Annotated in this window: 17 protein-coding genes and 1 pseudogene; 10 read left to right on the top strand and 8 right to left on the bottom strand. The window is 45.7% G+C overall.

Features of this window, described 5'->3' with window-relative positions:
• Nucleotides 1–181 precede the first annotated feature (181 nt).
• Nucleotides 182–1,618: an IS5 family transposase gene (locus tag HRU78_06655; protein ID QOJ23374.1), complete on the top strand. Its 1,437-nt coding sequence runs from the start codon at nt 182–184 to the stop codon at nt 1,616–1,618.
• Between the two features lie 171 nt (nt 1,619–1,789).
• On the opposite strand, the pseudogene HRU78_06650 reads toward HRU78_06655, so the two are convergent.
• From HRU78_06650 to HRU78_06625, 6 genes and pseudogenes are all read right to left on the bottom strand, one after another.
• A pseudogene (locus HRU78_06650) lies at nt 1,790–1,885 on the bottom strand (PEP-CTERM sorting domain-containing protein).
• A gap of 938 nt (nt 1,886–2,823) precedes the next feature.
• Complete coding sequence (locus HRU78_06645) at nt 2,824–3,324, bottom strand: response regulator transcription factor (protein ID QOJ23373.1); 501 nt, start codon at nt 3,322–3,324, stop codon at nt 2,824–2,826.
• Between the two features lie 653 nt (nt 3,325–3,977).
• A complete protein-coding gene (locus HRU78_06640; GenBank protein ID QOJ23372.1) occupies nt 3,978–4,595 on the bottom strand; it encodes a PEP-CTERM sorting domain-containing protein in 618 nt (205 codons plus the stop codon).
• A 275-nt stretch (nt 4,596–4,870) separates the two neighbouring features.
• A complete protein-coding gene (locus HRU78_06635; GenBank protein QOJ23371.1) occupies nt 4,871–5,242 on the bottom strand; it encodes a lysophosphatidic acid receptor in 372 nt (123 codons plus the stop codon).
• A 17-nt stretch (nt 5,243–5,259) separates the two neighbouring features.
• Nucleotides 5,260–6,678, bottom strand: coding sequence for a Na+/H+ antiporter NhaC (gene nhaC / locus HRU78_06630; protein QOJ23370.1), 1,419 nt, complete (start codon nt 6,676–6,678; stop codon nt 5,260–5,262).
• On the bottom strand, nt 6,678–6,899 hold the full coding sequence (locus HRU78_06625) for a hypothetical protein (protein QOJ23369.1): 222 nt from the start codon (nt 6,897–6,899) through the stop codon (nt 6,678–6,680). Before HRU78_06625 ends, nhaC begins: the two co-directional genes overlap by 1 nt.
• A gap of 33 nt (nt 6,900–6,932) precedes the next feature.
• Here HRU78_06625 and HRU78_06620 point away from each other — a divergent pair, with 33 nt between their 5' ends.
• Entirely contained in the window at nt 6,933–8,093 is a 1,161-nt protein-coding gene (locus tag HRU78_06620; GenBank protein QOJ24950.1) for a class I SAM-dependent RNA methyltransferase, read from the top strand.
• 85 nt (nt 8,094–8,178) lie between these two features.
• Here HRU78_06620 and HRU78_06615 read toward each other — a convergent pair whose 3' ends face one another.
• Nucleotides 8,179–8,445 carry a hypothetical protein gene (locus HRU78_06615; GenBank protein ID QOJ23368.1) on the bottom strand — a complete coding sequence of 89 codons (267 nt, stop codon included), beginning with the start codon at nt 8,443–8,445 and terminating at the stop codon, nt 8,179–8,181.
• A gap of 694 nt (nt 8,446–9,139) precedes the next feature.
• Between HRU78_06615 and HRU78_06610 the strand changes: the two genes are divergently transcribed.
• The 8 genes from HRU78_06610 to HRU78_06575 all read left to right on the top strand — a co-directional run bounded on the left by HRU78_06610 (nt 9,140) and on the right by HRU78_06575 (nt 21,773).
• On the top strand, nt 9,140–10,612 hold the full coding sequence (locus tag HRU78_06610) for an NADH-quinone oxidoreductase subunit M (GenBank protein QOJ23367.1): 1,473 nt from the start codon (nt 9,140–9,142) through the stop codon (nt 10,610–10,612).
• A gap of 10 nt (nt 10,613–10,622) precedes the next feature.
• Nucleotides 10,623–13,895, top strand: coding sequence for a DUF2309 domain-containing protein (locus tag HRU78_06605; GenBank protein ID QOJ23366.1), 3,273 nt, complete (start codon nt 10,623–10,625; stop codon nt 13,893–13,895).
• 1 nt (nt 13,896) lies between these two features.
• Entirely contained in the window at nt 13,897–15,465 is a 1,569-nt protein-coding gene (locus tag HRU78_06600) for a hypothetical protein (protein QOJ23365.1), read from the top strand.
• An 8-nt stretch (nt 15,466–15,473) separates the two neighbouring features.
• Nucleotides 15,474–17,063, top strand: a complete 1,590-nt coding sequence (locus HRU78_06595) for an NADH-quinone oxidoreductase subunit M (GenBank protein QOJ23364.1) — start codon at nt 15,474–15,476, stop codon at nt 17,061–17,063.
• 1 nt (nt 17,064) lies between these two features.
• Entirely contained in the window at nt 17,065–18,570 is a 1,506-nt protein-coding gene (locus HRU78_06590) for an NADH-quinone oxidoreductase subunit M (protein ID QOJ23363.1), read from the top strand.
• A gap of 43 nt (nt 18,571–18,613) precedes the next feature.
• Nucleotides 18,614–19,666, top strand: a complete 1,053-nt coding sequence (locus HRU78_06585; protein QOJ23362.1) for a hypothetical protein — start codon at nt 18,614–18,616, stop codon at nt 19,664–19,666.
• A 308-nt stretch (nt 19,667–19,974) separates the two neighbouring features.
• Entirely contained in the window at nt 19,975–20,208 is a 234-nt protein-coding gene (locus tag HRU78_06580; GenBank protein ID QOJ23361.1) for a hypothetical protein, read from the top strand.
• 296 nt (nt 20,209–20,504) lie between these two features.
• Entirely contained in the window at nt 20,505–21,773 is a 1,269-nt protein-coding gene (locus HRU78_06575) for a SulP family inorganic anion transporter (GenBank protein ID QOJ23360.1), read from the top strand.
• Between the two features lie 3 nt (nt 21,774–21,776).
• On the opposite strand, the gene nudB is transcribed toward HRU78_06575, so the two are convergent.
• Entirely contained in the window at nt 21,777–22,241 is a 465-nt protein-coding gene (gene nudB / locus HRU78_06570) for a dihydroneopterin triphosphate diphosphatase (GenBank protein ID QOJ23359.1), read from the bottom strand.
• Between the last annotated feature and the right edge of the window lie 12 nt (nt 22,242–22,253).

Below are 22,253 nucleotides of genomic sequence, written 5' to 3'. Positions count from 1 at the left end.
TTTCCTATTGGGCGATAGCGCTTCACAGCAAATACCTTGGCTTATTAACTTCAAGTAGTCATCCCTGCAAAACACTTAGAGCCTGCATGAACTGCAGGAATCATCAAATTTTAGACGGCATTGATCCCTGAGAATTTATACTATTCGCATCAAAACACTGAGAGAATCAAGAGGAACTGAAATGCCGACCGATGATTTTTTCCGAGCGCGTCTCGATCAGATAATTGATCTGCGTCATCCCCTGGCAGTGCTGTCGAATCGACTGCCGTGGGCTGATATTGAAGCAGCACTTGTCCCTGCTTTTGAGCGTAAAAACCGTCAGGGTGAAGTGTTGGAGATCAACGATCTTTTTGGCACAACATTGGCGATTGCCAGTGGGGGCGTGAGCACTGCGGGTCGCCCCCGCTTGCCGATCCGGTTGATGGCATCGTTGCTGTATCTGAAGCATGCGTTCAACCTCAGTGACGAAGAGCTGGTGGTTCGCTGGTCGGAGAATGTGGTGTGGCAGTATTTCAGCGGCGAGGAATATTACACATCGAAGTTGCCGTGTGATGCCACCCAGATTGGCCGTTTCCGCACCGCCATTGGTGAAGCTGGTGTTGAGAAGCTGCTGAAGGCAACGATTGACACTGCGGTGCACACCAAGGCGGTCAAACCGGCTGAATTCAAACGAGTGATTGTTGACACGACAATTCAGGAAAAGGCAATTGCGCATCCGGTGGATAGCCGGTTACTGGAAATTGCTCGCGGCAAGATTGTGCAAGCAGCCAGACGGGCTGGCATCACCTTGAAGCAAACCTACGCCAAAGAAGGCAAGGCGCTGCGCCGAAGGGCAGGCGGCTATGCCCACGCCAGGCAATTGCGGCGTCTGCACAAAACCGTTAAACGCCAACGCACGATCCTTGGTATCGTGCTGCGGGAGATCCAGCGCAAACTGGCAACCGTGACGACGGTCTGTGCCGCATCGCTGCAGCAATTGACCACGCTATTGGAACGGGCAGGACGGATTCATAAGCAGCAACCCAAGGACAACAACAAACTCTATGCATTGCACGCACCGGAAGCCGAATGCATCGGCAAGGGCAAAGCACGCAAACCTTACGAGTTCGGAGTTAAAGCCGGCATTGCTGTTACGCACAAAAGCGGCCTGATAGTCGGTGCCAGAACCTTTCCTGGCAATCCCTACGATGGTCATATTCTCCACCAACAGCTCGAACAAACGCACAGGCTACTCGAAGATACCGGATCAATACCGAAGCAGGTTATTGCCGATCTCGGGTTCCGGGGAGTGGATGCTGACAATCCGGCAGTGGAAATCATCCATCGCGGCAAGTACAAGTCGCTGACGAAACCGCAGCGGCGCTGGCTCAAGCGCCGGCAGGCCGTGGAACCTGCAATCGGGCATCTGAAGTCGGATCACCGAATGGATCGCTGCTGGTTACCAGGTCAGTTGGGTGATGCACTGCACGCTGTGTTATGTGCGGCTGGCTACAATCTGCGCTGGCTGATGAGAGCTATACACCGTTTGGGCATCAAGAATTCTTTATTGCGACTTGCGCTGCTGCAACTGATCAACACCTTTTACACAAAACGTTCGTTTGTCGGCATGACTGTGTGAATTTTGCAGGGGCGACCAAGTAACTTTTAAGCTGCATACCGGAAAAAACATCGGATTGCAGTTGTTGAGAAATAAAAAAGAGAGATTTATTCGGAATGATTAAATCTCTCTCAGGTGTTTCTTCTCTACGCTTACGCAATAAAGAAGAAACTGATTTCTTATCTTTATTGGTTATGCTTGATTCTTTTGATAACGCAATGTAAAACCAATCAGACTCAGCCCAATCAGTAGCATCGCATAAGTTTCCGGTTCAGGAACCGCTGAAACCCAGTTGGAAGGTGTTGGATGTGGATCAGTCAATGAATACGGATCCACTGAAATAATGCCAAAAATAGGTTCTGGTTTTCCGGATGTCGTAGTGGCCTGTGTTCCGGTAAAGTCCGTAATGTCAACACCTGCTCCTGATATTTTCCAAATAGAATTAGTATAGGGGGTATCGTCGAACCGGTTCGATTTATTATGAGCGAACCAATCTATTACGATATGCTGGTCATCTGACTTGTAACTGCTGTCCATGTTTGATCCACTGTTATATGTGAATTTTTCAATATCAGCACCATGGATTGTCGGCTGTGAAAAATTGGCAGCCGTGAGTGCCGGTCCTTGGTAGACAAAATCGAGTCTATTCACTGTGGAATCATTGTGAGAAAAACCAGGTGATGCCCAGTTCGGTGTTAATTCAAATGTAACAACCCCACTTGCTGTTTCTGTTACTTTAAGCTCTGCAACAACAGGATAGCCTGAGCTGAAAGAGGATGTCGCGGGTAAATCAAATGTATAAGTTACACTGTCACCAATATTCGCGAATGCAGGGGCTGTACCGATACTCAGTAGCGCGGCTGTTATAATCGTTATTTTTTTCTTCACCTTAAACTCCTTTTTACTGATATCAATCTAGATAATAAAGTTTGAATTTTTGTTTAGCTAGCTTATTTTTACTTATTTGAACTTCAAACACTTCTTTCTCTGTTTGTGTCTCCGCCTTCTCTATCTTCCAAAAACATCAAAAGATAAAAATACAACAAACATTTGCTACAGGTAGTTACGATGCCAGCAAGAGCAATTATTAAAACTATAACAATGCTCCTGATTTATTAGTATTATTATCCTCAGGAGCATTTCCCTCACGTTTCAATGATCCTATATCATTAACAAAATTCCTATTCCCTAAACGGGTACCATAATTAGCAAAATCAAAGACTATGCTATTTAAAATCACTTATTCCCGAAAAATAGCCAAATACCAATTGGCTGCGATTACGAACCCCGGTTTTGATGAAGACGGACTTTAAGTGTTTTTTGACTGTTTCCGGGCTTACTGTAAGCTGCTGCGCAATCTGTTTGTTAGTCAGTCCTTTGGTCACCAGCTTTATAATTTCCTGCTCACTCTTGGTAAGCACGATGTCTCTTTGCGGAAAAGCACAAGAAGGATTCTGCCAGCTGGACAATGTGTCAAATATTTTGCAAATTAAACGATGCGGAAACCACAGTTCTCCCCTACAAACAACAACATGCAGTGCTTTCTCAAATACCCTGTAATCAATGCCGATCTGCAAAAAACCGGAGATGCGGTATTCAATAATTTCGTTAATGAGATCCGGTAAATTCTGCTCGTATAGCAGAATGATTTTAATCGATGGTATCCATTTTCTAACGATGCGCAACTGTTCGATGACACGATCAAGTGGCAATCTCATATCGATCAATATGACATCCAGGCGGGTGTCTTCCAATTTATTGCCGACGCCGGAAATTTCTTTATCACTGAACAGATCGATGTGGATATGCGGCAATCTGTTCGAATAACCGTACAGTATGTCGCTTAAATCTGTTTGTTCCGACACAACGCCTATGCGGAGCGAGTCGCGAGTAGGCAGTGAAAATATAGACACTGGCGTTAATCGTGTGCTCGCTGTTCCCGCACGAAGGTAAAGCAATCGCTCATGAAGATTTACTGGCTCGCGCCGATCATTCCGGCGCCGCTCGTAGCGTGCATGACCACGTAAAATGAGTGAGTCGCGCCGGTCACGCTGTCTTCGCCGATCATGTATTCGCCGATCGGAAGAAGCGGAATCAACATCCTCCTGCCGTTCCTGATGCGCTCTTAACCATTGAATATCGTCAGGTAGTTTCAATTTAGTATCAACCCAGTATTGTGTGTGAATGCTCAATTGGTGCTGTTCTTTAAATTTAGTTTTTCGCACCGGATTCCATTACTTTTTTCTATCGATTATTAATTTTGTAAGTGCCGTAATCGCGCAATTCAAACTTAACTGCGTGTTTAAGTCACAGTACCTTATATTTTACTGGAATCTCTAATTTCTCTACCTGCTGGATCAAAACAATGCCAGTAAAGATTCTATTTCTGCTTTTGCTTGCCGATCGACAAGCCAATCAAACCAAGACCTACGAGTAACATGGCGTAGGCTTCTGGTTCCGGAACCGCGCTTACACCGATAACAAAATCATCCCAATCGCCGAGATGTTTCGCTCCTGCGCTATCGTTGTATCCGAGCACATACGCATAAGTCGTGGAGCCGATTAACATATTGGTTCCAATCAATCCGATCGACGTGCCTTCATCCCAATGCCCGCCGTTGACTGCAAACTTGCTCGTATCGCCTTCAAACTTAAAGCTTAGTGGTCCGACCGTGCTCACCACCGAACTGATGGATGTCCCAACAGGATTGGACTCGAGTAATTTTTCTCCACTCAGCATGTTATAGAATTTATCAATAAATCCGGATTCTTGGCCAAGATAAGTATAGGTTACTGTTTGCGATCCTGGTCCTGTGTAATCCAAATGTCCGAGGCTTACTGCCGAACCGATCGACAACATTGGAAAGCCGGCGATATTGAATGCTTCAGTCCGCGTTGCTGTATCGGTAACCACAAATGAAAGAGCCGCGTGCGCAGTGGCACCACTCATTAGTAACATTGCCGCAATCACGGTGTGCTGGATATATCGCATATTCATTTTTACCTCCTGAAATCGTTAATCAAACAGAAAATTCACGTCGTTTCCGATAGTGAATTCACAACGATGACATGGTAGCTGGCGGGTAAATTTTGATCTATAGGAAACTAATCCTTATTTAATAATAGGTTGTTAGTCATTCTTGACTAGTATCACTAGGAGGCCTATCCCGGGAATGTCACGAATATTTGATTGATCTCAGCAGAAGTGCAAAAAAACAGCTGATTTTGCAGGCAAGATTTTGCCTGGAGGAAGTCAGGAAAAATAGGATATTGTCAGTCGGCTGACGATTTCTGCGATAGTTTCGCAAAATAGAAGCCGACCAATACGCCTAAGGCCCAGCCACAAACGATCAGAATCGGTAACAAGTGCGAATCGTTGGTGTCACGAAACCGCGTGATCAACAAGCCAAGCGGCGCGGCACCGATGAAGACGAAAGCGCAGGATAGGATTGCGTTGTTGCTCCAGCGAAATAAGCCGTATGACAAAAGGAAAAATGGCAAAATCATAATCAACTGAATAGGCCAAGAAATACCACTCCACAGCAATCCGAAGCCCAGGAATGACAATAAAAATCCTCCAGCCAAGGCGATTAGGATCGTCAGCATCTCCTTCCAATTGCTGCGGTGATTCGATTTCATTTTCATTGAACTCCTTTGTTAGTTCAGGTTGCTTTTTTGCGCAACAATCCGATTCCAAGTACGGCCATGACGATGGAAACTAAAGGATTCAACAAATTCAGCAAAGCATAGGGGGCGTAATCCAAGGTTGGGATACCCAAGGTTGCAACATAAAAAGTACCTGCCGTTGTCCACGGAATAAGTCCCGTAGTTAAAGTGGAACCTTCTTCCACCGAGCGCGACAGCACTGCCCTATCGATTTGTCTTTCCTGATATGCGCCTTTGAAAAGCTGGCAATTGAGAATGATTGAGATATATGCCTCACCCATGGCGATATTGCCGATTAATCCGGAAAAAATGGTAGTGGCGATTAACGTGCTGACGCGCTGGATTCGCGCGATGACATGTGCCAGCAGCACTTGCAAAAATCCGGCATGATGCATGATGCCGCCGAGTGCCAGCGCCATAATCGATAGCAACAGCGTCCATGCCATGCTGTATAGCCCGCCACGTCCCAGCAAATCATCGATATTGGCAATTCCTGTAGTGCCGGGTGAATTCAACCACAGCGTGTTGACCACATCAAGACCGTTCTTTTCTTGATATAAAACGGCAATCAACATGGCCAGGACGATACTGCACGTCATGCTGACTTCTGCGGCATAGCGTTTAATGCTTAAACCGAACATCAGCAGCAGCGGCAACAACGTTATCCACAGATTTAATTGATAAGCACCCGCCAAGGCTGAGCGGATTTCATCGATATGCGCTCGCGGTAACGTATTGTTGCCGTAATACATCCCCCAGCCGATAAAAATTAAAAAAACAATCAGTAACGTAGGAATGGTGGTATACAACATGGAGCCGATATGCCGGTACAGGCTTGTTCCGGCGCTCATCGCCGCCAGATTGGTGGTGTCGGAAATCGGCGATAATTTATCGCCGAAAGTGGCGCCGGAAATGATCATCCCGGCCACTAGCGGCAATGGAATGCCCATGGCATCGCCGATGCCGATCAACACGACGCCGATCGTGCCTACTGTACCCCAGGAGGTACCGGTAGCAACCGACATGAAACTGCACAGCAACAATCCAGCCGCTAAAAATGCGCTCGGACTCAGCCAATCCAAGCCGTAATACAGCAAGCTAGCAATCGTGCCGCTTTGCATGAAACTGGCAATGACCATGCCGATCAGCAGAAAAATATAAATCGCCGGCAGCGCCTTAATAATCCCATCATCCATCATGCGCCGGATGTCGTCAAAAGAATATCCTAACCAGTGCGCTTGCAGACAAACCCAGATTAATGTCAGAAAGATAACGGCGTGAATACTGACCGCGAATACAAACATACCCAGCGAAATCAATAAAAAAACCCCGGCAAAGCAAATTGATGCTTGCCACAAGGATGGCGGCCGTTGTGTAGTGAGCAGTTCTTCCACCGATGAAGTGTTTTCAGTCATTATTGATCGATCCCTGTATCAGATAAGAACAAAGCGATCGGTTCGCCATAACCTGCGGTTTTCATCTTCTCACTTCTGATAAACTTTAACCGGCAGGCGTTTTCGGAAAGCAATGGAACTTCGGCGTACCGCCTCGCCTGATATGGCAACAGCATCAATTCTTTTTTCAGGGTTCCAGGGTCTTTTTTAATATTTTCATACGGGTTATACAGCGTAACCATCAGGTTTTCCTTTGTTACTCAAAATCATTGATGATGAATTTTACCGGCACTATCACGCATTTATCGCAAAAAGGTTTGGGGGTTGTCAAAAACACGCAGAATAACATGTCTTATTTTGTTTACGGCACTTGGCCTGGCGACGTGGGAGAATTCGAAATCATCGACAAGCCCCTCAACAACAAAAAATTCGCCTTTGCAAAACTGACTCGCTTGATACAACCCTCGGCGCAACGGCAAACACTGCCCTGCCCTCATGCTGATGTTAGTTTGGCAGAACAAGCCTGCACCGGTTGTCCGTGGATGATCGCCAATTATTCAAGCCAGCTTGAACAAAAACGAAAGCGCTTTGTGTATGCCTTGCAAAGGGCCGGATTTGACACGAATCGACTCGACATTGGCCCTGTTCACCCTTCTCCGCAACTCTATGGTTATCGCAATCGCTGCCAGCTGAAAACAGACGGCAAGCAGCTTGGCTTCGTATCGGAGAATACTTATCAGATCGCACCCATTGGCGATTGTATCGTGCTCAATGACGCCTGCCGCAAGCTGTTAAAAGCCGCTTTGCAGCAATTACCCAACACGGCATGGCAAGCTCATGACGATAACCGGCCATTTATTGAACTGGATGATGACATGAAACCCGGCGAAATCCACACGAACCGGAAACGTCCCTTCAAACAAGGCAACCCGGAGCAAAATGACCGGATGCGCGCATGGTTGACAGATAAATTGGCACGCAATCCGCAGTTGGGCAAAGTGGTGGAATTATTCTGCGGTTCGGGAAATTTCACATCAATCATCGCGGCATCGAACTGCACCGAAGTGATCGCTTACGAATCCGACGATCAAGCGATTCAAACATTGAAAGCCAGAAATCTTGCTAAAGTGACAGCGCAAACCGCTGATCTCTTCAATGCGCTGGTTTGGAGAAAATTACAAAAACACGTGCACGATGCAGAAACCCTGGTGCTTGATCCTCCGCGTGCCGGATTAAAAAAGCACCCGGGATTTTTTTCCAGTTTCGCTGCTTTGAGAACGATTCTTTATATTTCCTGTAACCCGGAAACATTCGCTCGCGATGCCTGTTTTTTTCACCAAAACGGCTGGTCGATCAACGACATTCAACTTGTTGATCTGTTTCCACACACACCGCATATTGAAGTGTTAGCGGAATTTAAAAAGTTAGGCAACTAAATATTAATTGAAGAGAACATTGATTATAAATAAAAAACTCAATATCTATCGACATTGAGTCCTTCTTTTATGATTTGAAGTGGATTTAAGCAGTAAATTTTACTGATGAAAAGCGAGCTTTACTTTTGGATATTACATACAATTTTGCAACCACAAGATAGCTCAGAAAAACAACAATCCCTAAAAGAACAGATCCATTAACTACATTCAATTCCATCCAACTTACAATCGTGGCAAATTGCGATAAAGTTGGCATGGTACCAAATAACAAGATGCTGATTAAAGGAATAACACCAAATAATATAAAGCAGATCTTTATTGCAACGACTAAAAGAAATTGGCTTGATTTCATAAAGCCTCCTCTGAGAAGAATTTATTGAAGTTTGATTATTCTGAAAGATTCAAAATCCTAGAATCGGCAAACTTCACATAAATTTTACACCAATATCACAAAATATTCACAATTTTTTTTACTCCTGACTAAAAGTTTTTCATTAATTAAATTGTATACACAATAACTTGTTTATTCGTCACTCAAATAACAGCTAAACATCCGATCAATACTACTTCATCAATTTCGGACTAAGACGTCAATCATCAAAATACAAGCACAGAAAACATCAGCAGCATTTCGCTTTTTCTTTTTTTGTCTGCATTTTTTATGAAGAAAATCCCGGATATTCATTCTTGAATCAAAGAAAAAGACAGAAAAACCCTGTTCGACCTAAGATCTATTAAATCCGCATTAATTCTATCGGTGGCAAGCTAAATAAGCGATCCGAAGGAATTTTTAATGCTTCACAGCCTTCACTTTTTATTCACATCCATTTCACTTTTTATTCACATTCATTGTGTTAGCTTACCCTTGAATCAGAAGGGTTTTAAAGTGATCTTTGATCATGGCGCATCAGAGTCTATAACGCGGAAACAATTTTTTACTTATTGATCGAAAATTGACTTGTTTAAAGAGTTAGAACTGAAATATTCAATATGTAGAAATTATTTTCAATAAGAACATATTCTTATAAAAAAAGGATAAAAATTCTATGGGGATACTCAGTACATTACTTCTAACACCAGTATTAGGTATTCTGATACTCGCCTTAATTCCAAGTAAAAACACCAACCAAATCCGTTTCACTGCCAATCTGATCGCAATCTTAGTGTTTCTTTTAAGTTTCTGGCTGGTTCTTAATTACGATCGGTCGGATGGCCAAATACAATTCTATGAGTATTTTGTTTTCAATCCTAAACTCAATACCGCTCTGGCACTAGGGGTTGACGGATTATCGCTGCCTATGGTGGTATTGGCAGCCCTGCTAACGCTGATTGCACTGCTCGCCTCTTTCAACATAGCACACAACATCAAAAGCTATTATGTCAGTATCTTGTTATTGGAATTAGGGATGCTGGGCGTATTCCTTTCGCAAGACTGGTCATTATTCTACATTTTTTGGGAATTGACCTTGGCACCGCTGTTTCTACTCATTGATCGCTGGGGTGGTACACGCCGTCATGTCGCCAGTTTGAATTTCGTGCTCTATACCATGGGCGGCTCAATTTTCATGCTGATCAGCTTGATTGCTATCAGTCAATATATGCCGGTGCATGGCGGTACTTTAATGTCTACGATGTCTATCGCTGCCCAGAGCATGCCAAGAGACGAACAAATTTGGGTTTTGATCGGATTCTTGATTGGCTTCGGTGTCAAGATGCCGATTTTTCCATTACATGGTTGGTTACCGCTGGCGCATGTGCAAGCACCGAGTCCGGTCAGTATATTGCTATCCGGTATTCTTCTCAAAATGGGCGCCTACGGCATGATACGTGTCATTGTCATGCTGCCGGAAGCCACACAAATGCTGCAGACGCTATTAATTTCATTAGCATTGATCGGAATGATCTATGGCGGTGTTCTGGCCTGGCGGCAGACCGATATGAAAGCCATGGTTGCTTACTCATCCGTCAGTCATATGGGCATTATCCTTTTGGATATTGCGACGATGAACAAAACCGGCCTGATCGGTGCGGTCTTGCAAATGACAGCACACGGTTTAGTGGCCGGCGCGATGTTCTTGCTGGTCGGTTTGTTGTACGAACGCACACATACCCGGAATATTCTGGATTACAGCTCTTTGGTCAGAGTCATGCCGCGCTTTGCCCTCTTCATGACAATCACTTTGTTTGCCGCCATGGGATTACCGGGCACTGTTGGTTTTATCGCAGAGCTGCATGCGATCGTTGGCGGATTCCAGCAATGGGGCAATCTCATGATCCTGCTCGGAGTGAGCATCATGATTGGAACGGCCTACGCCATGCGCACCATCGGCATGTTGTTCACCGGTCCGGTGAAACCTCAGATGCGTAATATCGAAGACTTGAAAATATACGAACTCATCGCAGCCGGGTTTCTGGTTGTATTAATCGTTATGTTTGGTTTATGGCCAGCACCGTTGATCGATCTCTCAATGGCGACTATGAATCAAATGAATGGCACTATCATTCAAAGTATTCAATAGGATAACTGATATGACTTCTGAATCTCATGATTTGCGTCACCATATTCTTGAAACCATCGATCACTTGGATCATATCCTTCCGGGACAACGTCCGTTGCATAAATTTGTGCATCACAACACCATTCACGGTTTTCAGCACCTGCCGTTTGAAGAAGGGGTGGCAGCGTACGAAGAATTAACGGGTGTTTATGGTTATTTGCCGGATTCAAAGAACCGGGACTTATATCAGCAAGGCAGAATTACCGATGCGGATCTTTCAGCTGCGTTTGAGCATGCCAAACACTTGCAGTCCGAGCAAATCGTTTTTCATGCTAACGATCTGACGGTCAAACGCAGAGATATCTATCAAATCGCACTGCTGCATGAATTGCCCCCATTGTCGATCAGTCAGTTGAACTGGCAGATCGAAGAATTGAATGTCCTCCATGCGATTCAACCGGATGTTTCGAAAGAAGCCCGTTCGCGATTACTTTCCAGTATTTCCGATCAAAGCATCGTCATTAAGCAACTGTGGGAAAGTATTCTTCACAAATTAAATATTGAGATGACCGATTTGCATCCGGAGAACATGCTGGATCTCTCCGAGGAGCAAGCGAAAGAATGGCTGGAAAAAATCAAAAAGAACCTGGCCGATGGCGAAGGCATCCCAGTACATCAGAAAATGAGAATGGACGCTGAAACCGAACTCACCGAAATGCTGGCACGAGTCGGTGACAAAATGACATTACGCAGTTTTGTCTTGGCATTGAGCGGTATCGATATTCTTTATTCCATCAGGCCGCAAATCATACGAATCTGCGCATCGGTGCTGGACGAAGGGGTTGCAGCCTGGCAATTGCCCGGGCGCAATAAACTGGGACTTTATGCCGCTTGGCGTTCGACAGCGCATTTCGACGTGAATCCTTTCTTGCACGATTTACCCGACTGGCAGAACATTGTCGATGAAACACCGGAAGATCCGGTCGATTGTATCATTCTGCAATTAACCAACTTGGAAATCCCGCAAGACAAGTGGGAAAGCTATATCCAGCACTTGGCGCTTGAATTACCGGGCTGGTCGGGAATGATCAACTGGCGTCAGCATAATCCCGACTACCATACGGAAAATGATGCGACGCTGCATATGGCCGATTATCTGGCTATCCGCCTGACGATGGACAGATTATGGCTCAATCAGGCCTGTAAAGATACCTGGAAAATCGAAGCCAAGCTGGGAACGATCGAATATTATTTCCGCAAAAACCTATCCGAGTTTATGGTTAGAAAACAGCTCTATGGCGGGGACTTGCCGGAATATCTGACCAATCTTGCCAAGGACCTGATCATGCGCGCTGGCTCAGAGCGTGAGAGGCGAGAGGAATGGCAATCTTTAGCGGATCTGACATGGACCTGGCAATTCAGCCCTTTGGTGAAAAAAGATTTTGAGCATGCGGCTTTTAATAGCGGTTGGCGGCTTTTCCGTCTGTGTCAGCACTTGGGACTTAGCGCAGCGGATATTCATGGCATGCAAAAAAGCGATCTGCTGCAATTGCTCAATGTCCTCGATGAATTCACCGCACCGGAACGAAGCAGAATTTGGCTCTATGCTTACGAATATCACTATCGCGAAGATTTCTTTCAGATCCTGCGCGCCAATATCAACCGGGGACGCTGGGCCAAACGTGCGCAGCGGCCGCAGGCGCAAATCGTTACCTGCATGGATGATCGCGAAGAAAGCTTGCGTCGTCAATTGGAAGAAATTAATCCTAGAATCGAGACGATCGGCGCCGCGGGATTTTTTGGCGTGCCCATGAATTACAAAGGGATTGACGACTTTGAAATTAAGATGCAATGCCCGGTGGTCGTGAGGCCAGCCAATGATGTCACTGAAGTACCAAGAAAAGGCGCGGAACCGGTACTGCAAGAACACCACAAAGGGCATCGTCTTTATAGAAAACTCGCCTATTTGATGAACCAATCGTTGCGGCGCAGTCTTATTTTCTCGCATGCGATTATTGATGCACTGGCACCGGTCGTTTTTGCCGGCTTATTAGGTAGAGTATTCTTACCCAAGTTTTTCTTAGCATTCAACACTTCCTTGCGGCAAAGTATTGAGAAAAAAGTACCTACCGAATTAATGTTCAAAGCGCCTGCTTCGGATACACCCGCAACACCGGACAACCCCCGCGTAGGTTTTACTGATCAGGAACAAGTGGACAGATTAGCGGTTTTCATGCGCACGACCGGCTTATCGTATGGTTTTGCGCCGATTGTATGTTTAACCGGCCATGGCTCGACCAATCTCAACAATCCGCATGAATTTGGTTATAACTGCGGTGCCTGCAGCGGTAAACGCGGCGGACCGAATGCCCGGTTGTTTGCAGCCATGATCAATCGTCCCGAGATCAGAAAATTACTAGCGGATCGCGGCATCCACATTCCCGATGACACCTGGTTCATTGGCGCTGAGCACGATACCTGCAGTGACGAATATTATTGGTATGATCTTGAGGATATTCCGCAAAGTTCACTACCTGCTTTTGAAGCGTTCAGGAGTGATTTGATCAAAGCGAGTAAAGCCTCGGCTCATGAACGTTGCCGGCGTTTTGTCTCGGCTAATAATCCGCGTACGCCCGAAGCCGGGAAAGAACATGTGATTTTACGGGCAAACGATTTTTCTCAAGCATTTCCGGAATTCAATCATGCCACGATTGCTGCGGCCATCGTCGGACGGCGCTCCGTTTCGCAAGGCACATTCTTGGACCGGCGGGTTTTTCTCATTTCATACGATCCGACACAGGATGCCGATGGCAAGCTGCTGGAAAACTTGCTACTGGCTGTCGGTCCGGTCGGGGCTGGTATCAATCTCGAATACTACTTTTCCACAGTAAACAACGATCATTTTGGTTCCGGTTCAAAAGTAACCCATAACATCACCGGCATGTTCGGCGTGCTGGAGGGCACCAGCAGCGATCTGCGCACCGGCTTGACCAAGCAAATGATCGAGATTCATGAACCGCTTCGATTACAGGTTCTGGTCGAAGCAAAAACCGAAATCCTCGGGCAGATCTATGAGCGTCAAGCCAGTATCCGGGAACTTGTCGGCGGCGGTTGGATTTTATTGAGTGCGATCGATCCCGATACGTCTGAAATCTCGGTATTTGAACGAGGGGTCGGATTTGTTCCTTGGCAAGCAGAAAAGAAACAAGTATCTGAGTATGAAACATCCACTTCGTATTATCAGAACATTAATGTGCCCTTACCGCCTGTTTTAATCAAGCAACCTCATGTGACAGGAGCTTAATATGGATCAGTTGGTTTTTTTAATACCGTTATTGCCATTCCTGGCTGCTGCAATCATTGGTTTTGGCATCTTGTTTAATCGCATCAATGGAAAAAAAGACGAGTATTTCAGCGCAACTGTAACGAAAATCGCCAGTACTCTGGCATGCTTAATCGCGATCGCTATACTTGGTTGCGATTTATTGGCAATCAACGCCAATCACACTACGCTGGGAAAATGGTTGAATAGCGGGAATCTGGTTGTCGAATTCAATTTCATCACCTCGGGCTTCAGCGTCATTGCAGCCGCTTTATTTTCGATTATTCTGCTCATCATTGCGCGCTTCTCAACGAATTATATTCAAGCGGAACCTGGTTTCCACCGGTTTTTCTTTGTTTTATGTTTATTCTCTTCGGCGATGCTGTTGCTGATACTTTCGGGTAACGCAATCAGTACCTTCATTGGCTGGGAAATTGCGGGATTATGCTCCTATCTATTGATTTCTTTCGCTTATGACCGGCCTACGGCAGCAATTAACGCCACACGGGTTTTCGTCACCAACCGGATTGGCGATGCCGGTTTTATTTTAGGTATCGCGCTTTCTTTTTACTATGCCGGAACAACCAGCTGGATCACGCTGAATGAAATGGCCACAAACCTGTCGACCCCTACCGCCACCGTCATCAGCTTATGCTTTGTCGCCGCCGCTATTGCCAAATCGGCGCAACTGCCATTTACGCCGTGGCTGGCACGGGCGATGGAAGGTCCTACACCATCGAGTTCAGTGTTCTATGGCGCTGTGATGATCCATGCGGGAATCTTTCTAGTTATTTTGTTACGGCCGATTATTGAGCAAGCGCCGCTTACGATGGATGTACTGATAGTGGTGGGCTTTTTCACGGCAGTTTACAGCTTAATAGTCGGATTAACGCAAACGGATACTAAAAGCTCGCTATGCTTTGCCATATCGGGGCAGCTTGGTCTGATGTTTTTGGAATGCGGTTTAGGCTTATGGGAGTTGGCGAGCTGGCACCTCTGCGCGCATGCCATCGTGCGGAACTATCAAGTATTAACGGCCCCTTCCCTGTTGCGTTACGTCTACGGTAATCCGATGAAGCCGGTCGCATCCGCAATCGCCAATAAACGCTGGTTATATATCGCATCACTGCAACGATTCTGGCTTGATCCCATCGCGGATAGAACACTGGTAAGGCCTATCTACGGTCTTGGGCATGATTTGGACCGGTTTGATACAAATATTATTGACCGGGCAATGGGAGCTCCTGTTTCTTCAAACTATACGATCTCATCGCTGACTCAGCTTGAGAAAAACATGGATAAAAATATCGGCAACGGAATACAAATTGAGTTTGTTCGCGGTAGTGGCGTAGTGGGTAAATTGTTTGAATGGATAGCGAACATCATGAGTTGGTTTGAAGAGCGCTTGGTTTTACGGGGTATCGGTATGGATACGGTCGATATTGGTAGAAAACTCGGACAGCTTGCGAATACGTTTGAACAGCTTATTCTTAAGCCGCGTTATCTGGTCTTGTTTGTTTTCATTATCTTAATGATTGCTGCTTCGATTTGAGGTTTTCGATGGAAATTACAAATATAACTTTATGGTCGGAAACAGTCGGCTTTCCTATTTTATCGGTACTGACGATCATCCCGCTGGCAGCGATGGCCGCAGTAATTATGACACCTTCACCAACGGCCGCTTTGCGCATCGGTTTCGCCGGAACGGTAGCGACATTTTTGTTGAGTTTATATATGCTGTCCTTATTTAATGCCGATCTGCAGGGTATTCAGCTGTATGAGCGGTATCAGGGATTAGGTGTAACGTATACCGTCGGCGTGGATGGTGCGAATATTCTGTTCATCCTGCTGACAGCCACGCTCGCGTTGCTCACGCTTGTTTACACCCTCACCGCGCGGCACGTGTCAGACAGCACCCATATTGCTTCTTTACTCGGGTACGAAGCCATCCTGATCGGCGCATTCGCGGCACTGAATGCGATGCAATTCTGGTTATGGTGTTTTCTTGAGATGATTCCGATTGTTTTAATGACATTGCGATCCGGGTCGAGTCAGAACCGTCGCTGGGTTGTTTCATTAGTGTTACAACACTTTAGCAGCGGATTATTAATGGTACTGGCCGGCTTCTTGATGCTTGGATTTGGCATCATGTTGACGACCGATGTCTTATCATTCGATTGGCTTGTTCTGAAAGAAAGCAATGTCAGCAACGAATATGCCACCTTGATTTTCTTCCTGCTTTTATTCGGCTTCGCTATCCGCATGCCATTATTTCCGTTTCATGCCTGGTTGCCGGTAGTGGCCGAACATGGAACCATCGCGAGTGTCGGAATTTTTCTGGTCAGCCTGAAGCTCGGGGTGTATGCCATCATACGTTTCTTGATCCCCCTGCTGCCTGAAGTCGCTGAGGAATGGTCATGGTTTGTGACAATGCTGGGTTTGATCGGGATTTTCTACGGTGCATTGCTGGCGTTCATGCAAATCAATTTCCGCAGGCTGATCGCATTTGCCATTATCAGCCAAACCGGTTTAATTACGGTTGGCTTATTTGATTTCAGCACACACGGCATGGAAGGCGGCATCGTTCTGGCGATCTCGTTCGGAATGGCGACAGCCGGTATATTGCTGAGTCTTGGCATGATATACAAACGTACGCATACGGCGTTTATTCCGCGCTTAGGCGGCATGTTTGACACCAATGCAGCGATTGCGGTGCTATTTGTGATTTGCGCGCTAAGCACGATGGGAATGCCCGGAACACCGGGTTTCGACGGCATTCACCTATTGATCGATGGCACCATTCAGGGTCAAGGATGGCTCATCGCGATTGCAATTTTATTTGGTAACGTTTTAACCGTTGGGCTGCTGTTACGCGCTTTTCAGCAAATATTCATTGCCTCGCCAAAGCGTTTCCAAGGACCTTATGTCAATATGCATCAAGCCAGCTCTCCACCATCGCCGCGGAATGAATGGATCATTACAATCGCCATTTGCGGCTTGCTTCTTACTACCGGCATCAATAGCTCGCCTTGGTTGCTTATCATCGATCAAAATATTCAATCTACCGGCAGCAATTCTCACAACGATACAAGCGAGCTTCGCACCGATAAGCTGTTAACACCGCAGTATATAACTTCAAAGGATAATTAGAATGATTGAAGCTGATTTCCCGCTGCTAAGCCTTACGATTATTGTTCCTCTTTTAGGGGCTGTATTGGCCGGATCAATACGAAATGTCGATCTCTCGAAGCATGTTGCCTTTTTTATCGCCGTGCTATCGTTCCTTTTGACCATTTGCGTTCTTATTTTATTTGACGCCAGTAAGAGCGAATTTCAGCTTGTTGAACGCCGTGAGTGGATTCCGATTTTAAATATCGAATATCTAATTGGCGTTGATGGAATTTCGGTACTATTTTTACCGCTCACCGCATTGCTCACCTTGATTACGATGCTGGCTTCGTGGAATACGATTTCCCATACTGCGCGCTTCCATTTTTCTTTATTGCTGGCACTCGAAGGTGTCAGCATCGGAATATTTTGCGCTTTGGATACGGTGTTATTTTTCCTGTTCTGGGAGCTTACATTGCCGCCGTTCTTTTTCTTGATCGGCCTATGGGGTATCGGCTCACAACGGCGCAGCGCAGCAATGAAATACACCTTATTTATGCTATCCGGAGGTGTCACCTTGCTGCTGGCGATTATCGTATTAGCGACAAACCATGCGACACAATCCGGCGGGCAAATCCCTGCGGATTTATCTTTCAGTTTACCTGTTTTACTGGATACCGCATTACCACAAGAATTGCAGGAGCTTGTTTTTCTGTTGCTGCTATTCGGTTTTGCCGTGAAATCGCCACTTGTTCCATTACATACATGGCTACCCACCGTCGCAACAGAAGGCCCAACGCATGTCGTCGCCATTCTCGTGGGATTGAAATTAGGTATTTACGGTATTTTGCGGTTTGCGATGCCTCTAGCGCCGGTTGCGGCAATGGAGTACAGCTGGGTTTTGAGTGTCATTGGCGCTTTCACGCTCATCTACGGCGCTTTGATCGCGCTGCAACAAACCAATTTACGGCGCTTGCTTGCCTATGCCAGCGTCAGTCACGTCGGACTTGTTATGGTCGGAGTTGCATCGCTCAACATACAGGGGTTCCAAGGTGCGATTTTTCAGTTGCTGAACTTTACGCTGGTGGCCAGTTCTCTGATGCTGATTGCCGGTTTCATACAGCATCGACTTGGCAGTACCGAAGCGATTCATTTAGGCGGGCTTGCTAAAGTGATGCCAAAACTGACAGCCTTCTATTTTCTATTTGCCTTAGCCAGTATCGGAGTACCCGGTACCAGCGGTTTTCCGGCTGAATTACTGATGATTCTTGGCGCCATCAGTGCACATTCGGTTTTGGGTATTGCCGCGTTGTCCGGTGCGATACTTAGCGCTGCCTATATGCTCTCCTACACCCGCCGGACTTTCCTGGGGCCGATCATTCATGATGATGTGAAACAAGTAGTTGATCTGCAATCACGCGAAATGATTTTACTACTCATTCCGGCGCTGCTAATATTAGCTTTAGGTTTTTATCCTGATTACATTCTTAATATAAATCAAATTGCTTCGGAAGAATGGCTTTCTCGATTAACCTTAACAACTCACTAGTTTTAAACTCATAATTAATAATATGCTAAATTTTTTTAGGAGAATGATGAAAAATTCGAATACTGGAATCGATTACTTGATCGATTTGAATACAAAACATTCGCAAGCTTTCATAGATTTGGCCACTGAGCGTCGCAGATACCGCGGAGAACATCCGACTGAAATAGCCGCATTAAAATGTATGGACGGCCGATTGCATCTGCCGGTCATGACGCAGACCGCTCTTGGAATCATTCAACCATTCCGCAATCTGGGTGGTATTTTTGATTTGGGCTGGCCATTCTTTCAAGCCGCTATCGATAATTGGGTTGAGTATTCCATCAGCCGCGGTAGACATTGTTTAATTTTTGTCACCTATCACTTTGCACGTGGCGATACGCATCGCGGTTGCCGTGGTTTCCATTACGATACGGAAGCGGCAAAAGCCGCAGCCGTAAAGCTAAAAAATCAATTTCAATCGGTGTATGGCGAGCACGGCGCGGTGATGCCTATCGTCTGCGGCATTGAAACCGATTTGGACGCTTTGATTCTTCATGGTGAAGACGGCCGTTCCATTGATCTGGCCAATGCGAAAGAATCATCACAGCTCGAACTTGAAGAAATGCTCCGGTCGCTTTATCCAACAATGCCCGAGCGAATTATCCGGGACTTGATGCCGTTGGTGCGTGGAAATATCCGGCATATTGCTGAGATTCGCGCTACAAACCGGCCTATCGAAGAAGCTGAGCACAAAGAATGGGTAATCGGTGTCGGACGTGGATTTGATTGGCTGCACGTGATTAATACGGCATTTATCGTCGGTCCTTTTGATCCGAATCTTTCCGTTGCGATTGAAACTGCAGCCAAGCTTCTGAAAAATAATATCGATGAAGGCCGGATTAGCGCTGATGGCGTGGTACTGCTGACTTCCGGGGTATATCGTGACCAAGCCGGCCCTGAGTATCTGTTATCGAAAGAAAAAGCGATGTTCCTGAGTAAATTCGCACTCAACATCATCAAGGATAAAGTACCTGATTTAGCGCCGCATTTACAAATACTAACAGGCTGTACCAATTTAAATACCAGAAAACTCGAGGTAATTGAAAGAGTTGGTTAAGTTGGCAGCATAATTACTCTACGCACGCTTTTTTGGTACGATAATTTCAATTGGCTTGCTGTTTTTGTAAAACAAAAAATGAGTGCTTCTATCACAAAATGGTCATTACATATCAGACTTATTAACTGATAATGTATTGGCCATTTCTTTTAAATAAGTACATAAAAAACCCAATTACTAATCAATTTCTGAAGGAGGTAACCAAACGCTATGACTGCACAGTTGCTGCAATGATAGAAAACGGTATTGTGCATATGTATATCTCAGATTTATCTAATTAATCGCTATTCCAAGAAAGGAGAAGTGCTATGGGCTTATTTGATCGGTTTACAAGTCTTTTCAGTTCTAAAAACGATGAAGAAAACAAAGCAAGCGAAGGTCATACGGAAAGAGATAATGACAATGAGCAGTTGGATAGCGATTCAAGAATACAAGATGCGCATGAAATAGCATCGGAAAAAATTGAATCTGAGATACAAATACAAGCAAGCGGAGAAACGGATGCGCTACACAATAGCGACGAAACCGAAAAACAAGTTTAAGGTAGTTTTTTGAATTATATATAAGAATATATCGTACAACACAGTAAAATCATGAAAGCTAACAGCAGTACAGTAAAATTTCGAAATGAAAATACTGCAAGAATTTTCTCTTGCAGTATTTTCTTGTACATCACCTAAACCGATAAAAATGATTGCTTCCTGATAGCAACCAATCAATCAAAATTTACCATCCCTCTGTTAATCACCTCAGTGTATATTTATTATACAGATCGTGATTGGTAAATACCTGCAAGGGACCAAAGTTTTTTAGTAAAAATCTCATTTCCACACAATCCATGCACAATTCCGCAGCGTTTCAAGCCAAATTCCTCACGCGTGATCTGCAAGCCGGGATAATTACTGGCGCAATGGCGATTCCATTGTCCGCCGGTATTGCACTGATGTCTGAATATCCGATCAAAGTTGCTTTGGCCACGGTGGTTTGCGCTTGTTTCATCGGTTGGATCAATGCCTGGATCCGGCCAGGAAATTACATCGGTGCACCCGGCGTTGCCGCAGGGCTTGCGCCGGTTCTTGCTCTGGGTGTGGCAAATTTTGGCATGGAAAATATGGCATTCGTCATTTTCCTGACTGCCTTTATGCAAGCCATTATCTGGAAATTCGACCTGCAGAAATACATTTTACTGGCTGTTCCCGAATATCTGGTCGAAGGATTGCTGGCGGGTGTTGGTCTGAAAATCATCCTCAACTTTCTTACCATGACTTATGAAATTCCGCAAAGTATGGTAACGGAAGCATTCTGGAACAGTACCCGCATTCAAATGGTTCTGCTTTCGCTCACAGGGCTTGCCGTTTTTCTGTACCTGTTCGCAAAATTCCAGGCAACGCAACCCGCGATCCCCTATTTCTTTCTGATGATTGCCGGTGCATCACTGGCACAATTTGTTGCGATGCCGATGCTGCATGTCGAGGATGTGCCGATTGTGCTATCGCTGCCGCTGCCACACTTTGATAATCCATTGACTTGGTTATATATCATCGGTTTTGCCGCCATGCTCGCTATTATTGATGTCATCGAGCAAGTCATGAGCAATGCAGCCATCCAAAAAATTGATCCATTGCAGCGTAAATGCAATACCAATAACAGTTTATTGGCAATCTGGATCGCCAATATGACATCCAGTCTGTTCGGCGGCATGACCAATTTGGATGGTCTGGCCAAAAGCACCACCAATAAACTCGCCGGAGCTTATACTAAATTCTCGGTGCTGATGATCGGACTGGTTGTTCTGTTCTTTGTATTGAACACCCAATATCTCGAATACATGCCGAAGTTTTCCTTAGCCATCATCATGATTTTTACGGGCTGGAAAATGATTTTGGGGTTATTGCATGTCGCGCACCAGGGACAATACCCGCTGTTATTGGCAGTCATCTGCGCACTGCTGGTTTACCGGCTCGGTATTTTTGAGGGCCTGTTGCTGGCCTTGGCACTACATAGCATGATTCATCTTACTGTGCTGCATCAGGCACATGACACCAGAATCAAGGAAATCATTAAAAAATATCTTGAACGCTTCGCCGACAAAGGCGGCGTGAACTAGAGATCATCCTTGGTTCGGACTGAATTGTCCGGATTGACTATAAGCAGGCAATTTAAGAATGGCTTCCGCGTTGCTGCTGGAAAAAACTTTCTCAGCCGCTTGCCGCCAAGGTAACCAAATGGACTTCAGGTGTTCCCTCGCAGCGATTTTAATGGGCACTTTAGCAGGCAAACATAAACCGAAAACATGCTCGGTATTGAACCGGATACCGGGTCCGTAGCGCCAGCGCCATTCTTCGTAAATTTCGTAGCGATTTTCAGTTTCCCAGTCGGTCAGCACATAATCGACAGCGTTCAAACCGGTTTCTTCAAACACTTCCCGTGATGCTGTCTGTATCAGTGTTTCATTAGGATCCTGGCTTCCGGTAACCGATTGCCAGTAACCAGGATGATCGGCGCGCTCCAATAACAAAACCTGCAAATCCACCGTGTGAATGATCACTAACACAGAAACCGGTATTTTGTACACGGAACACCCGGT

The organism is Gammaproteobacteria bacterium, assembly GCA_015709635.1.
Classification (GTDB): Bacteria; Pseudomonadota; Gammaproteobacteria; order Burkholderiales; family Nitrosomonadaceae; genus Nitrosomonas.
Note: the sequence above shows the minus strand (reverse complement) of the source record. Positions and strands in the feature narration are given on the sequence as shown.